The following is a 14,483-nucleotide window of genomic DNA, read 5'->3' on the forward strand; positions in this document are numbered from 1 at the left end:
ATTTTTGCCCACGGTAAGCTGCCATATTAGTATTTTTTGTTACCTTAGAAAAAAGCCACCAACAAACAGCTTATGGGAAAGGTCATTTCTTTATTAAATCATAAAGGCGGCGTTGGTAAAACAACGAGTGCGATCAATATCGGGGCCGGCCTGGTGGAGTTGGGCAAGCGTGTCCTGCTGATTGATTTAGACCCTCAGGCCAATCTCACCCTATCGCTTGGTGTGCCCCGCCCGCCGGTTACCATTTATGAGGCGATGCGGGGAGAATCCGGATTGCAGCCGGTGACAGCAAAAGAGAACCTCGATGTTGTCGCTTCAACGCTTGACCTTTCCGGTGCCGAAATGGAGTTGATCAATGAAGCTGGCCGGGAGTTCATTCTACAGGAGCTCTTTGACCCCTTTTTGGAGGAATATGACTTTATCGTCATCGACTGCCCGCCTTCTCTTGGGCTGCTCACGTTGAATGCCCTTACGAGCAGTGATTTTGTGATGATCCCCTTGCAGACCGAGTTCCTGGCCATGCAAGGCTTAGCTAAGATCAAGCAGGTGATTCAGAAAGTAAAGCTGCGGCTCAACAGGAAACTACAGATTGGCGGCGTTTTTGCCACCATGTACGATAGCCGGAAAGTGCTCAACCGCGATGTAGCGGATACGATAGAAAAGTATTTCGGCAACCTGGTTTTTGAGACCAGAATCCGGGATACCGTAGCCCTTGCTGAAGCACCGGCACAGCGCAAGGATATTTTTGCGTACAGCCGTAATAGCTCAGGCGCAGCAGACTACCTGAGCCTCAGCAAGGAAATACTCAAACGCATGGAGCAGTTTGACCAGATGATGGCGGAGAAAAGGCAGTAGGATATTAATCAGGTTATAAATTTTTGACCGTGAGCAAAAAAAGATTTACAGAAGGCATGGAGAGCCTCTTCGGCCCTGTCGACGAGCAGCAAGCAGGCAAAGACTGGTTTGATGTTCAGAAGGCTGAAGATCAGGATGCCCACGAGCAAAAACCCAAGCGGTCCTCTTCCGGAAAAAACTTCTCCTCCGACCTGCAGTCCTTCCTGCAGGAAGCCTTTGACGACTCTATGGAGCGGCAACTGGGAGAACGGCAAAAACGGGATGAAGCCATTCCGGCCAAGCCCAGCGTAAAGAAAAAACGCCGCCGCCCTATGGCAGGGCTCGATGCCCTCATCCGTAGTACGGTTGACCCACAGCCCGAATCAACAACCGACCGTAACCGCCCCAAACGGATCACTTTGTCTTTTGACCCCGTCAAACTGGAAAAGCTCAAAAGCATTGCCCGCAACCAACGGTCTTTGCTCAGAGACGTCATCGACGAGATCGTAGAGGACTACCTCAACCGCATGGAAACGGAAGAAAAGTAAACAGCCCAACTATAGCGGCCAGCGAAGGATAAATTCCTGATTTCATACCGATCCTTCCACCAGAATCGCTGAATCACACCTTATTATAGACCAACAGACTGGACTTAGACGGGTAAAGCCGGTACCTTTGCAGTACCCTAATCTTCACATGGCGGGCGCTGGTCAAAGCATTGTCTTTTTGCTAAGCCTTCCAAAAGATTAACCCGACTAAACCATGAAAATCCATGCGCACCCGGCACCGGATCAAGTGCTCTTTTTCCTTTTATCCTTACTGCTGCTTTGCCCACCCCTGCACGGGCAAAAAGCCCCTGAGCGCCCCAAGGTAGCCCTTGTCCTGAGTGGTGGTGCAGCCAAAGGCATGGCGCATGTCGGCGTATTGAAAGTGTTGGAAGAAGTGGGAATAGAGCCTGATATCATCACCGGCACAAGTATGGGCAGTGTTATTGGCGGGCTTTACGCTATTGGCTACCGGGCCGACTCCCTTGAGGCCATTTTGCTGCAGCTGGACTGGGAGCAGGTGCTCAGCGACCGTATAGAGTTGGAGAATGTCATCCTGGAGGAAAAAGACTACTTCGAGAACCAGTTGTTCGAAATTGGCTATCGCAACGGGCAGTTCATCCCGCCCTCTGGCCTGATCTATGGGCAACAGGTCGACAACCTGCTTAGCCGGCTGACCCTGCCTGCTTATAACATTGAAGAATTCAGGCATTTGCCGATACCCTTCCGTTGTGTTGCTGCCGATATTGTCGAAGGCCAGCCAGTCGTCATTGATACCGGGGACCTGGCTTGTGCCATGCGGGCAAGCATGGCCATCCCTACGGTATTCACACCGGTAGAAAGAGGGGCCCAAATCCTTATCGATGGCGGGCTGATCCGCAACTTCCCGGTAGAAGAAGCAAAAGCCTGGGATGCAGACATCATCATTGGCGTTTATACCGGATATGTCAAGGCAGAGGCCGACAAACTCCACAACTTCTCTCAAATCCTGATGCAGTCGGGTTTCCTGTTGAGCGTAAAAGACGCACAGGAGCAAATGCCCATGGTAGACCTTTACATTGAGCCCGACCTGACCGGCTACGGTGCTCAGGACTTCAGCAAAGCGGATTCTATCATAGCCCGGGGCGAGCGGGCTGCCCGGGCTATGCTGCCCGAGCTGATGCAGCTGAAGGAACGCTTGGATGCATTGGGGCCCCAACAGCTGGCGCAGAGACTGGCAGCGCCCGAACAAATCTGTTTCGAAAACCTGCGTGTACAGGGTAATCAGCGCTATACAGAGGAGGAAATCATTGGCCGTAGTGGGTTGGAAGCCGGAAGAAGCTACCCACCGGAGGCCATTGAGACCGCCATTAACCGCCTGGTAGGCACCAACAAATTCAGAAAGGTCACCTTTCAGCTCAGGGAGGAAGAAGGTGAACCGGCTTTGGTTTTGCAATGCCTGGAACGAGCCCCCACCGTCTTCAAAACGGCCGTCAACTACGATAATTACAGCAGTGCCGGGTTTCGCTTCAATATGACCTCCCGCAATGTAATCCTCCCTTCGTCCAGGCTGATGATCAACAGCGTGGTGTCCGAAAACTTCCGGTTTCAGTTCAACTATATAAAGTACCTGGACGAAGCGCAGGAATACGCCTGGGTGACCGATATTCAACTGACCCGCGATAAGATCCCGGTATTTCAGAATGGCACCCAAAACGAAGAATACAGCCTAATGGAAGCCGTGGTGGATTTAAAAGTCCAGAAACGGCTAAGTACCAATACGGCGCTGGGGGTTGGCCTCCAACAGGAAAACCTCATTTTCCAGCCAAAGGTAGGGGCAGGCTTACTCTTTGAACGCCTGAGCTACACCAACTATAACCTGTACGCCCGCCTAGAGCATAACAGCCTGAACCGGAATATTTTCCCGACCTCCGGCACCCGGCTATCCCTGGAGCTAAAAGGGCTGCGCAATGCGGGCTATGAAGTGAGCGGGCTAAACCCGGACGCCGGCCTGGCTCAAGACTCCCTGTTTTCTTTCAGACCCTACGTAAAGCTCAATTTCCGCTCAGAGCATTTTATCCCACTGAACAGCCGGCAATCCATCAAGGCTTCCGCGTTTGCGGGGTTGGTCACAAGCCCGAGCAATACCTTTGGCGACTTTTTTCTGGTAGGCGCCCCGGAAGCCCTGACCCGGCGATCGATCCCGTTTTATGGCTTGAATACCAACCATCTGGTTGCACAAGCAGCCGTAGGTGCAGGCATTGGCTATCAGCATTTTTTCAAGCGGAATATGTTTTATGCGATCGATGCCAATGCTGGCCTTTTTGGTGAGCCGGAGCGGGCAGGCGAATCGCGGATTGCCCTGCAGCAGTTTATCCTGGGTGTGGGTATGACCGGCGGCATCAATACCATCATCGGCCCGGTAAAAATGACCCTGATGTACCCCTTTGCCGGCAACGTTAATATCTCCAAGGAGCTCAAACTCTTCCTTTCTATCGGGCACCGGTTTTGAGCAATATGTGCAATCCTGCCACAGGCATCAACAAATTGTTGATAAACATGCGGGAACAATCAAACAGAATCGTTATTATTGCCGCGATTAATGCCTATTTTTGTGGAGAGCTACCCTGAATACAACCAAGAATGCCAGGTGCCTGCCACCTGGCCGATGGGGAAACACGAAAGTTACTGATTGAGCATGGCGGTGAAAAAGCGCAAGAAAAAAGGGCAACTAAGCCTAAAACTGGGAATTAACGACGAGCGGATACCTAAGCTTGCTGGTATCTTGCTGCTATTCCTGGGGCTGTATTTCATCATTGCTTTTACCTCTTACTTGTTTACGTGGGCACTGGATCAGGACAAAGTCCTGCGCTTTTCCTGGAAACTGCTACTGGACAATACAGAAGAAATGGCCAACTGGCTGGGGCGCCTGGGAGCGATCGTTTCCAATATGTTTTTCTACTGGGGCTTTGGGTTGCCTTCCTTTGTCATCGTAGCCCTCTTGATCGTCAGCGGGCAAGCCCTGGTCCGGCGGCAGGCCCTGAGTATCTACTGGCCTAAGTTCCGGCTTTGGATACTACTCATGCTCATCTTCAGCGTCTTCTTTGAGTTCGTTGCAGGCGATGCCGCTTTCCCCTGGGGTGGTGCTTTTGGTGAAGCCGTAAGCGAATGGCTCATCAGCTTTGTTGGGACAGCCGGTATGATTATTCTGCTGCTTTTCCTGTTGATCGGTGTGCTGGTCTGGAATGTGAACCCCAACTTCAATGAGATGACGCCTCAGGGTGCGGTCAAGGATACGCAACAATACATCAACGATTGGTTCAGCGGCAGATTGCCGGGCAAGACAGCGAATACGCCCAACAATACTGACCGTGCACAGACCCGCCCGGAAGCCCTGCGCCCCGGCAACAGCGGAGGCACCGATACAGAATCACAGCCCATTGAGCCCCCTTCCAAAGCGCCCGAGCCGAAGACACCGCCTAAGCCTCATCAGCATGACCTGAGCTTTGAACTCGTGGAAGATGTGACCGTGAACAAACCGGAAGCCCTTACTGCTGAGGACAGCGAGCTGGAAATCAAGGACCCGGCCAGCGCAGACAGCGACACCAACAAGCCCCCCTTGTCGATCGCTCAGGAAAACCAGGACCATAGCGAACCCTATGACCCCACGCTCGAGCTTTCCAGCTACGAGTATCCGGTGAGCAGCCTACTGAAAGATTACTCCGGACAGCGGGTCGAGATCGACCGCTCCGAGTTGGAGTCTAATAAGGAGCAGATTATCGAGACCCTGCTCAACTACAAGATTGAGATTACGAAGATCCGCGCCACCATCGGGCCAACTATTACTCTTTATGAGATTGTGCCCGCACCGGGCATACGGATTTCCAAGATTAAAAACCTGGAAGATGACATCGCCCTGAGCCTCGCTGCATTGGGCATACGGATCATTGCGCCTATTCCGGGCAGGGGCACGATCGGTATTGAAGTGCCCAACCGCAAGAAGCAGATTGTATCGATGCGGGAGGTCCTCGTATCGGATAAATTCAAACGTGCGAAGATGGATTTGCCCATCGCATTGGGCAAAACCATTTCCAATGAAGTTTTTGTAGTGGACCTGGCGAAAATGCCCCACTTGCTGGTGGCTGGTGCGACCGGTCAGGGTAAATCAGTCGGGGTGAACGCCATCCTGATATCCCTGCTGTACAAAAAGCACCCTTCACAGGTTAAGTTGGTACTAATAGACCCGAAGAAGGTAGAGCTTTTCCCGTACAGCAAGCTGGAACATCACTTTTTATCCTTCCTGCCCAATCAGGAAGAGCCTATTACCACAGAAACCAACCGGGTGGTGCACACGCTCAACTCCATGACTATAGAGATGGATCAGCGGTACAACCTGCTCAAGAAAGCGGCGGCCCGTAATATCCGGGAGTATAATGAGAAATTTGTACAGCGGCGGCTCAACCCCAATAAAGGGCACCGGTTTATGCCTTTCATTGTGCTGGTCATTGATGAATTTGCCGACATGATCATGACAGCGGGTAAAGAAGTAGAGCTGCCTATTGGCCGGTTGGCACAGCTGGCCCGGGCAGTGGGTATCCACCTGATCATTGCCACGCAGCGGCCTTCGGTCAATATCATTACCGGGGTGATCAAGGCCAACTTCCCGGCCCGTATTGCTTATAAGGTTTCATCAAAAGTAGACTCCCGGACGATTCTGGATTCCGGCGGTGCCGATCAGCTCATTGGGCAGGGCGACATGCTCTTGTCGGTTGGCGGCGAGATGGTCCGGTTGCAGGGCGCTTTCGTGGATACGCCCGAAGTAGAGCGGGTCATCGATTTCATTGCCGACCAACAAGGCTACCCCGAGCCCCACTACCTGCCGGAGTTCCACGGTGATGATGAAGAGATTCAGGGCTCCTCCGGGCTTACTTACGCTGATTTGGATGAGATGTTTGAAGATGCAGCACGGCTAATCGTGCAAAATCAGCACGGCTCCACATCTATGATCCAAAGGCGGCTAAAGCTGGGGTACAACCGGGCAGGCCGTATCATGGACCAACTGGAAGCCCTCGGTATTGTGGGCCCAAGTGAAGGCAGCAAGGCACGGGAAGTGCTGATTTATGATGAGATTGAGCTGGAGAAGTACCTGGAGGATATTCGGAATAGGAATTAGCCCCACCATCAAAATATGAACACTCCTTCATACTTAACTGTTGTTTAGTATAGCAGCACTGATATTCAGGTTGCTTACTAAAAACAAACCGTCCATGCATATTCATCAATTCTATGATGAGGGGTTGGCACACGCCTCTTATGCGATAATCGATAATGGAAAGATGGCGTTGGTGGACCCCGCGCGCGACCCACAGCCTTACATTTCCTACGCTAAAAAGCACGCTGCAGATATTGTAGCTGTTTTCGAAACTCACCCCCACGCCGATTTTGCGAGCAGCCACCTGGAGTTCCATCAAACCTTCGGCACAATCGTTTATGTCCACCCTGACATGGGGGTTACCTACCCACATCAGGCATTGAGTGACCAGGAAACAGTTGAGCTGGGCAACTTAAAGATACAGGCGCTTGATACGCCGGGCCACTCTCCCGACCATAATTCCTACCTCCTCTACGATATGAATGGGAAGCCTCATGCCATCTTTACGGGTGACAGCCTGTTTATTGGCGATGTTGGCCGGCCTGATTTACGGGAAGACGCCGGTAAATTCAACCTTACCCGTTCGGAGCTTGCCGGTAAGATGTACGAGACCATGCAATCTGTTTTCAAGCCCCTACCGGATAATGTGATGGTCTATCCCGCCCACGGGGCAGGCTCGCTTTGTGGTAAAAATATGAGCGATGAAACGGTCAGCAGCATTGGGGAACAGCGCAAGGCCAACTGGGCGTTTTCAGAAACCGACAAAACAGCTTTCGTAGAAGAACTGCTTTCCGGGCAGCCCAATGTGCCCAAGTACTTCCCATTTTCCGTAGAAGAAAACCGGCGGGGCGTACCAGCCTACCTCAGCAGCCTGGAAAAAGTAACACGCGTAAGAGAAGCAGGCGACCTCAAGGAGGAAATCCTGATCATTGATACCCGTAAAGCTGAGCTCTATAAAAAAGGGCACCTCGACAACAGCATCAATATCCCGGACGGAGAGAAATTTGAAACCTGGCTGGGCACACTGATCGCGCCGGGCACGCCATTTTACCTGGTTGCAAGCTCGGAGGATGACCTGAAAACGGTCATGGCCAAAGCCGCTAAAATCAGCTATGAGCAGTTTATTGCCGGCATTTTCGAGTTGGAAAAAGCCCCTGTTAATGGAAAAGTAAAAGCTGCAAGCCTCGATAAAATCAAAGCTGCCCCGGAATTGTATACCATTTTAGATGTGCGCAGCCCAAAGGAGCACGAGCAGCAGCCCGCCTTTGCATCCAGTATAAATGTACCGCTCGACCAATTGCTGGAGCGAGCCAAGCAGGTTGGCAATGGCAAGCCCGTCGCCGTGCACTGTGCCGGTGGCTACCGGTCAGCTATTGCAGCGAGCATCCTGGAACGGGCGCAGCAAAAGGAAGTGCTTGATATCGGTGACGAGATTAAGCGGGTACTTGATTAGTAAGGCTCTGTAAACTCAAAAGGTTCTACCGGAATACCATCCTTCAGTGGTTTGCGGTAAGCGACATGAACACGGTCTACTTTGACATTTAGCTTATCGTAAACACTTACTGCATCATGATTATGCGCCCTGACGGTCGTAAGGTACATCACCGGATAGCGTTGAACGTTGCGGGGATTGGTCAGGTGTTCGATGATAACGGCATAAGCCCCTTTGTGCTGATAATCCGGATGGACACCAAACCCGATACCTTTGGCGACGAATTGCTTTCTCATGGCCTTTTTGATGAGCAGTATGGGGATTTTCCACCAGGAAAGTTTGCCTTTGGCGAAACGGAGCAATTCGTTGATATCCGGGAGCACGGCACAAAAGGCAACCGGCTTGCCATCAAAATAGGTGATGGCGAGCGTTTGGGTATCCGCAATGGGTTTGGCCTCCAGTAAGATTTTTTGGACTTGACCAGGCTCTAATGGCTTGAAGTGGCCGTATTTACTGAACGCAGCGTTGTAGACTTCGCAGAAGTCTTCGGTATATTTTTTCAATTGGCTATAGTCGAGATTTCTCGTCTCAATATTATTACGTTGCTTTAACCGCTTGACTACATTGCCCAGGCGTTCAACCGGAATTTGGTCGCTATCCCCTCTGAAGCTCAGGATTTGTTCAAACGGGATAAAGCCCCAGTCTTCAAAAAACTGCCGGTAATATTTGGGCTGATAGTTCTCCTGAAATAATGGCGGATAGAACCCTTTGACCAATAGCCCCCAAAACTTATCGCGCTCTCCAAAGTTGACGGGCCCATCCAAAACGGTAGCGCCACGGGCCTCAACCCACGCTTTAGCCTTTTCAAATAAGGCAAAAGCAAATTCCTCATCGTTGATGCACTCAAAAAAGCCTAAGCCCCCTATAGGATGATCCTGCATTTTGTTGCGGGCATGGTCTATAAAGGCTGCCACCCGGCCTACGAGTTGCCCGGCGTCATCGCGCAACACCCAGCAAACCGCCTCTCCGTTGAGGAAAGTATCATTAATCTTAGGGTCAAAAACGCCTTCTACGTCTCCCTGAAGCGGGGCAATCCAGTTGGCGTCATCCTTGTATACCACATGCGGGACCTGATGAAAGTCCTTCCAGTCTTGTTTTGAGCGAACTTCTGTAAACTTCATATGCCTTTGGTTAGCGGAGCAGCTACTCGGGCGGTAGGCCAGTGGCTCCGGTATCATGATGCGAAGGTAGCGTAAATCCGCTTTATCCAAAACAATTCTGACCAATCTGCCTGAGTGCCTATTTGGAATTTGCTCCCTCCTGGAAATCAACGCTTTTCGAACCTGCCATTGCTGCGAATGAGCATGCAGCCCAGTAGTGGATTATCAAGTTTGAAAAGCGGGGTATACAGAGGTAAGCAGAAGGAGCATTGCCCCTAAACATGCGACTTCTTCGAAGTCGATCTGCTGCGGTGTTGCCAGGGTTGTCAGGGTATGACTTCTCTGAAGCCTTCCAGCGTATGCGGTCTTTTCTACCTGTCATTTCGTACCTGACAAAACAGTCGCACCAGCTTAGGGCCCTGCACTTCCCTCAGAATCGTAATCCCTTGATTATCCTTGCAATACAATTCCAACCGGGCACTGACGGTACTACACAGCCGTAGGCCCGCTGCCCGGCAAAATGCCTGACAGGGGCCTACTGCATAAACCCAACTTGCTATACCCATGCATTACGCGCTCTATGAGTTGCAAGTGGATTTAAGGCCTGCACGCCTCCTGTCTTTTGCCCTGCCCACATCGGGCTTACGGGTAAGTAAGGAAGCAACAGGCCTTTACGGTTTGGTTAATTGGGGTACAATCCGGATTAAGCCGCTTCTTCCATCTTCTTGCGGTCGAGCAATACAAACTCCTGTACTACGACCTCCGGAGTGATGCGTTGTACGCCGTTCTTGTCTTCATAGGAGTTGTACGTAAGCTTACCACGCACAGCGACCTCCCGGCCTTTCTTGCATAACTCGCCCATGATTTCAGCCAACTTGCCCCAAGCTACGCAGCGGTGCCATTCGGTAGTCGTAATCCGGTCGCCACTCTTGTTGCGGTAGCTGTCGTTAGTAGCCAGGGAAACGTTGGTAACGGTTTTGCCCGTTGACGTTTCAAATACTTTTGCATCTTGTCCGAGGAAACCAATAAGGGTTACACTGTTTCTGATTCCATTCATGATTTTAAGGTTTTTTAAAGACATTCGTCTTTCATCCACTGCCGGAGCAGTAGCTAATGGTTAATAATAAAGAATGTAAAAATGTGGTTATACAGAGTGCGCAGCTATTGAGCCCGCTTAGTTAATTGGCATAAATTCGCTGACGATGACTTCTGTAATGAAGCGCTTCCTGCCATCTTTGCCTTCGAAGGTACGGTGGGCCAGCTTGCCTTGCACGGCCACCTGTTTTCCTTTTTTGAGCAGTACCTGCATGATCTCTGCGACACTGTCCCATCCGACCAGGTTGTGCCACTGTACGTCTACGACCTTTTCGCCTTTTTTGTTTTTAAAGACTTCCCGTGTGGCAATCGTTGCCCGGGCAATAGATTTACCCTCAGCTAATTTTTTGAACTCGATTTCCTTGCCAAGGTTGCCGATCAGTTGTACGTGGTTGCGTAAGTTGTTCATGACTAATGATTTTTTGGTGATGAAATACGTTGTCGATAACTGACATCACAAAGGTGGGGGCAAACGCAAACCGTAGTCGATAAATAAATGTTTACTTCCGTTTGTAAACGTTTGTAACCGTTTGTAAACACTTAAAAGATCACAAAAAATTGATTGCCAGCATGTTACAATCTTACCCTTTTTACAGTATTCTGAGGCCTCATAAGCGTATATAAATAAAAACCTGCGCAAAATTGGGCCCGTCCGGATTCTGTAGCCCCTATTAGGCCCGCTCTAGCGCGACTAGTCCGAATTAGTTGGGCGTATTTCACGCTTGGTAGCCTTGGTTTTCCCGACCTTCTACCTTCAATTACTTGCGGAACAATCCAATAGGCAATACAACCGTGGGGCTTATGCCTCTGTCCAAAGAAAGGCCTGTTTATCAGTTATGACGCACAGGTTAAAGCACGCGGTGCTGTTAATTGGCAGCCACCGGTGCAATAGGTTATGCATACCTGCCCGGAAGGAGGCTGGCTTTTTCTACCTTTTTTGTACCTTCCTGCAAACTCAACCAAGACCAAAATATGATGAATATAGGCGTAATTGGAAGCGGGGCAATGGGCAGTGGTATTGCACAGGTAGCCGCAACTGCCGGGCACACCGTGTTCCTTTATGACAATAACCCCGCAGCACTGCAGCGCTCAAAGGACAAACTCGCGAAAATCATGGCGCGCCTGGTTGAAAAAGGGCGTGTGGAGAAAGATACCGCTCAGGTCATACAGGGGCGAATCCACTATGTAGACAGTTTGTACGAATTCAAGGAACCAGGATTGGTCATTGAAGCTATCGTAGAAAATTTAGACGTCAAGCGTAACGTCTTTGAACAACTAGAGCTGATCGTACCCGGAGATTGCATTATCGCTACCAATACTTCGTCTCTTTCCATTGCAGCAATTGCAGCGGTATGCAAAGAGCCGAGCCGGGTCCTGGGTATTCACTTTTTCAATCCTGCCCCTTTGATGAAGCTGGTAGAAATCATCCCGGCTGTCCAAACCAACCCATCGATTGTCGACCGGGCCTGTGGCTTAATCAACAGCTGGGAGAAAACCACCGTTGTGGCCAAAGACACCCCTGGATTTATTGTGAATCGCGTAGCCCGCCCCTTTTACGGAGAGGCACTGCGCATTCTCGAAGAAGGGTTGGCGGATGTCGCGACTATCGACTGGGCGATGACCGAAATCGGAAAATTCCGGATGGGGCCATTTACCCTTATGGATTACATCGGCAATGATGTGAATTACACCGTTACAGAAAGTGTTTTTCAATCCTTTTTCTACGACCCACGGTACAAGCCCTCCTTTACGCAAAAGCGGTTGTCTGAGGCAGGGTATCTGGGCAGAAAGTCGGGAAGAGGTTATTATGATTACCGGGACGGGGCAGAAAATCCAGAGCCCAATAAGGATAAGAAGCTTGGACAGGAAATTGTATGGCGGATTCTCGTCATGCTGATCAACGAAGCAGCCGATGCCCTCTACCTCAATATTGCCTCCCGGGAGGATATCGATATGGCGATGACCAAAGGCGTGAATTATCCGAAAGGGCTGCTGCAATGGGCAGATGAGAAAGGCATACACCACTGCGTGGAAACGATGGACCGGTTGCATCATGAATACCTGGAGGACCGTTACCGTTGCAGCCCGCTATTGCGAAAAATGGCCAGAGATGGGATGAGGTTTTACGGGAATGCGGAATAGCCTTTTTAGGGCATGCATTTGACCGCTCCCCGTCTAAAAAAGCGGAAAAACCTCTGGCACTTCCTTTTGGTCCAGAGGTTTTTCATTGCTACACTAAATCAATTGTCGCTCCAAATTACACGCTGAATACCGTACCGATTGCCACTCTGAAACCGAAGCAGGTAAATACCGGAGGGGACGCCTTGCCTTTCAAGTGTGGCTTGATGGGTTCCTCCCAACTGCTGAGTGTGCAGTAAGCGCCCAAATAAGTCGTAGAGTTCCAGCTGATCCAGGGGGAAATCAGACTGTAGCTGTACGTTGCCCGTGGCTGGGTTGGGAAATAGTTGGATGGTGGCTCCGGGTAAACGTTGTTTATCGGTATTGGTGACCAGAAAGCCTTCGGTAGCTGAATTATTTTCAGCGTACGCATCAAGGTAGTGATTAGGCCCAAAGGCATTAAAGGTATAAAAAATACTATCTGAAATAATGGGCTCGGAAGTGGAAAAGTTATGTCGCAGGGTATCTGTAATGGTTTGAATATCACCGGGCTGCAAGGCCAGATCGCTGATTACCCGATAACCTGGTATAGCGCACCAGTCATGACGGGTGCTCCACTCCAGAATACAATCATCGATTACTCCTGTGCCATAGTTTTCAATTTCCATGGTTTGCCGGAAGTCCAGGGTGTAGTTGAAAATTTCTCCACTTGCTTCTACATCCACCTCAATGTCCACTAATTCCAAACTCAGGCTCCGAATGCCAATGTCGAAGGTTTGCTGAAAGGAAAAAGAAGCAGGTGTAGCTTTTTTGACAAAGCCACGCCGCCCATCTGCCAGCTGTCCGGATACGAAAAACGTATCTTCCCGAAAAGGCTCAACCGCAAAAATTTCGACTCCATCTAATGCCCAGTCAATTAGGAGGTCAAAGGCTTCGGTTTCGGGATTGAATAGCCAGGCTTTAAAATCAGGTATGCCGGGTTCATAAACGAGCGGGCGCCCCTCAAAGGTGGTTATGCGGACCTGTTCAGCATCCCCGCTTGGGAGAGCCCATGTACCTGTAGACAGGTCTGCGCTAATTTGATGCAGCTCCCCTTCGGTGAGGTACCAAATCGCACTATCGGCTGCTGTCATGGCAGTAGCGGTATGATCCAGGGAAAGTAAAATGGTATCAGTTGCCCAATCTACTATAGCTAACTCTGTGCGGGTCGCAAGGCCAACGTAGGTTCCGGGCAGGCTGACTAAGCCAATTAGGGAGTCGATATTTACAGCTACCGATTGTGGAAAGAGATTTTCACCGGGTGCTACGCGAAGTAAGCCCACAGTAGTAGCCAGCAATACTGAACCATCATCCGCCACGTCCATCACCGGACAGGTATTCTCCAGTGGCCTTGGTTCAACTGAGATACCAAAATCTTCCTCGCAATCAAAATAGAATGCTGACATCAGCAGGTTACCTAATGTGTCAAACTTTCCAATTCTTGTGATAGGAGCAGTCCCACCATCGTAGCAGGGTTCTATACCAAGGATGATCAGGGTATCCCCGTACCAATCGGCCTCAACTACGCGTGAGATGTCCTCGTCTTTGATACCAATGGTCCATTTTTGGACAGGTGATAACTCTTCAGTCCAGTAAAATGCGCTTGGGTTACGGCAATCGTCGATAACTGTAGCTGCGACCCATGTGGTTGAACTGGAAGAAAAAAGATGATCTCCATTGGTACGCAGATAAGGTTGGTCGACTTCCGAGCTGAGCTCATGAAAAAAGTAGTCCATCCGACCTTCCTGTCCAGTCAGTAGTAAGGTAAGCCCACAAAATAATAGGGTAAGCGCGTATTTCATGTTGATGTGGTTTAGTTCATTCCTAAAATACTTTGCATATCTATACCAGGCAAGCGACAATGTTTAGTTTGTAAGCTATCCAACAAAAAAAACGGCTTATTGAGAGGGAGAAGAAGCGATCTGAGGAGTGGGAGATTGGGCCATAACCAGATTTAATGCGGTACCCATAATGAGGCGGGGATGGGGCTTCCCCTACGCCAAACGGGCTGCCGGCGCATATAGCGTGGCAGCCCGTTTGGGAGTGTTTGGGGTGTTGTGTAAAAAACCAGAAAGCCCCGCTGCGGTATTCTGCAACGGGGCTTTGGTTAGATGGAGCTGGCAGCGACC

The 14,483-nt window shown here is 50.4% G+C and carries 10 protein-coding genes; 6 read left to right on the top strand and 4 right to left on the bottom strand.

The window, feature by feature from the left end; all coding sequences use genetic code 11:
• Positions 1 to 72 precede the first annotated feature (72 nt).
• The 5 genes from RIC19_RS25690 to RIC19_RS25710 all read left to right on the top strand — a co-directional run bounded on the left by RIC19_RS25690 (position 73) and on the right by RIC19_RS25710 (position 7,963).
• Positions 73 to 855, top strand: coding sequence for a ParA family protein (locus tag RIC19_RS25690; protein WP_350181258.1), 783 nt, complete (start codon positions 73 to 75; stop codon positions 853 to 855).
• Positions 856 to 884: 29 nt separating this feature from the next.
• On the top strand, positions 885 to 1,382 hold the full coding sequence (locus tag RIC19_RS25695) for a hypothetical protein (protein ID WP_350181259.1): 498 nt from the start codon (positions 885 to 887) through the stop codon (positions 1,380 to 1,382).
• Between the two features lie 214 nt (positions 1,383 to 1,596).
• Entirely contained in the window at positions 1,597 to 3,870 is a 2,274-nt protein-coding gene (locus RIC19_RS25700; protein ID WP_350181260.1) for a patatin-like phospholipase family protein, read from the top strand.
• Positions 3,871 to 4,056: 186 nt separating this feature from the next.
• Entirely contained in the window at positions 4,057 to 6,531 is a 2,475-nt protein-coding gene (locus RIC19_RS25705; RefSeq protein ID WP_350181261.1) for an FtsK/SpoIIIE family DNA translocase, read from the top strand.
• Between the two features lie 94 nt (positions 6,532 to 6,625).
• Complete coding sequence (locus tag RIC19_RS25710; RefSeq protein ID WP_350181262.1) at positions 6,626 to 7,963, top strand: MBL fold metallo-hydrolase; 1,338 nt, start codon at positions 6,626 to 6,628, stop codon at positions 7,961 to 7,963.
• Here the strand turns inward: RIC19_RS25710 and RIC19_RS25715 are convergent.
• The 3 genes from RIC19_RS25715 to RIC19_RS25725 all read right to left on the bottom strand — a co-directional run bounded on the left by RIC19_RS25715 (position 7,960) and on the right by RIC19_RS25725 (position 10,606).
• Positions 7,960 to 9,123 (bottom strand): hypothetical protein, encoded by a 1,164-nt coding sequence (locus RIC19_RS25715; RefSeq protein WP_350181263.1) that lies wholly within the window; start codon positions 9,121 to 9,123, stop codon positions 7,960 to 7,962. The two genes, RIC19_RS25710 and RIC19_RS25715, sit on opposite strands and share 4 nt — an antisense overlap.
• Before the next feature lie 682 nt (positions 9,124 to 9,805).
• Complete coding sequence (locus RIC19_RS25720) at positions 9,806 to 10,159, bottom strand: single-stranded DNA-binding protein (protein WP_350181264.1); 354 nt, start codon at positions 10,157 to 10,159, stop codon at positions 9,806 to 9,808.
• Between the two features lie 117 nt (positions 10,160 to 10,276).
• On the bottom strand, positions 10,277 to 10,606 hold the full coding sequence (locus tag RIC19_RS25725) for a single-stranded DNA-binding protein (RefSeq protein WP_350181265.1): 330 nt from the start codon (positions 10,604 to 10,606) through the stop codon (positions 10,277 to 10,279).
• A 566-nt stretch (positions 10,607 to 11,172) separates the two neighbouring features.
• On the opposite strand from RIC19_RS25725, the gene RIC19_RS25730 reads away from it, so the two are divergent.
• Positions 11,173 to 12,339, top strand: coding sequence for a 3-hydroxyacyl-CoA dehydrogenase NAD-binding domain-containing protein (locus RIC19_RS25730; protein WP_350181269.1), 1,167 nt, complete (start codon positions 11,173 to 11,175; stop codon positions 12,337 to 12,339).
• A 98-nt stretch (positions 12,340 to 12,437) separates the two neighbouring features.
• Here the strand turns inward: RIC19_RS25730 and RIC19_RS25735 are convergent, their stop codons facing one another.
• The gene (locus tag RIC19_RS25735; RefSeq protein ID WP_350181266.1) at positions 12,438 to 14,156 is read right to left on the bottom strand and encodes a T9SS type A sorting domain-containing protein; all 1,719 of its coding nucleotides are present in this window, start codon (positions 14,154 to 14,156) and stop codon (positions 12,438 to 12,440) included.
• Positions 14,157 to 14,483 lie beyond the last annotated feature (327 nt).

It is taken from the genome of Phaeodactylibacter sp., from assembly GCF_040219495.1.
Taxonomy (GTDB): Bacteria; Bacteroidota; Bacteroidia; order Chitinophagales; family Saprospiraceae; genus Phaeodactylibacter.

Coding starts and splice junctions, on each gene's coding strand:
- RIC19_RS25705 (WP_350181261.1), top strand. CDS start 4,057: ATGGCGGTGAAAAAGCGCAAGAAAAAAGGGCAACTAAGCCTAAAACTG.
- RIC19_RS25700 (WP_350181260.1), top strand. CDS start 1,597: ATGAAAATCCATGCGCACCCGGCACCGGATCAAGTGCTCTTTTTCCTT.
- RIC19_RS25730 (WP_350181269.1), top strand. CDS start 11,173: ATGAATATAGGCGTAATTGGAAGCGGGGCAATGGGCAGTGGTATTGCA.
- RIC19_RS25735 (WP_350181266.1), bottom strand. CDS start 14,156: ATGAAATACGCGCTTACCCTATTATTTTGTGGGCTTACCTTACTACTG.
- RIC19_RS25725 (WP_350181265.1), bottom strand. CDS start 10,606: ATGAACAACTTACGCAACCACGTACAACTGATCGGCAACCTTGGCAAG.
- RIC19_RS25690 (WP_350181258.1), top strand. CDS start 73: ATGGGAAAGGTCATTTCTTTATTAAATCATAAAGGCGGCGTTGGTAAA.
- RIC19_RS25720 (WP_350181264.1), bottom strand. CDS start 10,159: ATGAATGGAATCAGAAACAGTGTAACCCTTATTGGTTTCCTCGGACAA.
- RIC19_RS25715 (WP_350181263.1), bottom strand. CDS start 9,123: ATGAAGTTTACAGAAGTTCGCTCAAAACAAGACTGGAAGGACTTTCAT.
- RIC19_RS25710 (WP_350181262.1), top strand. CDS start 6,626: ATGCATATTCATCAATTCTATGATGAGGGGTTGGCACACGCCTCTTAT.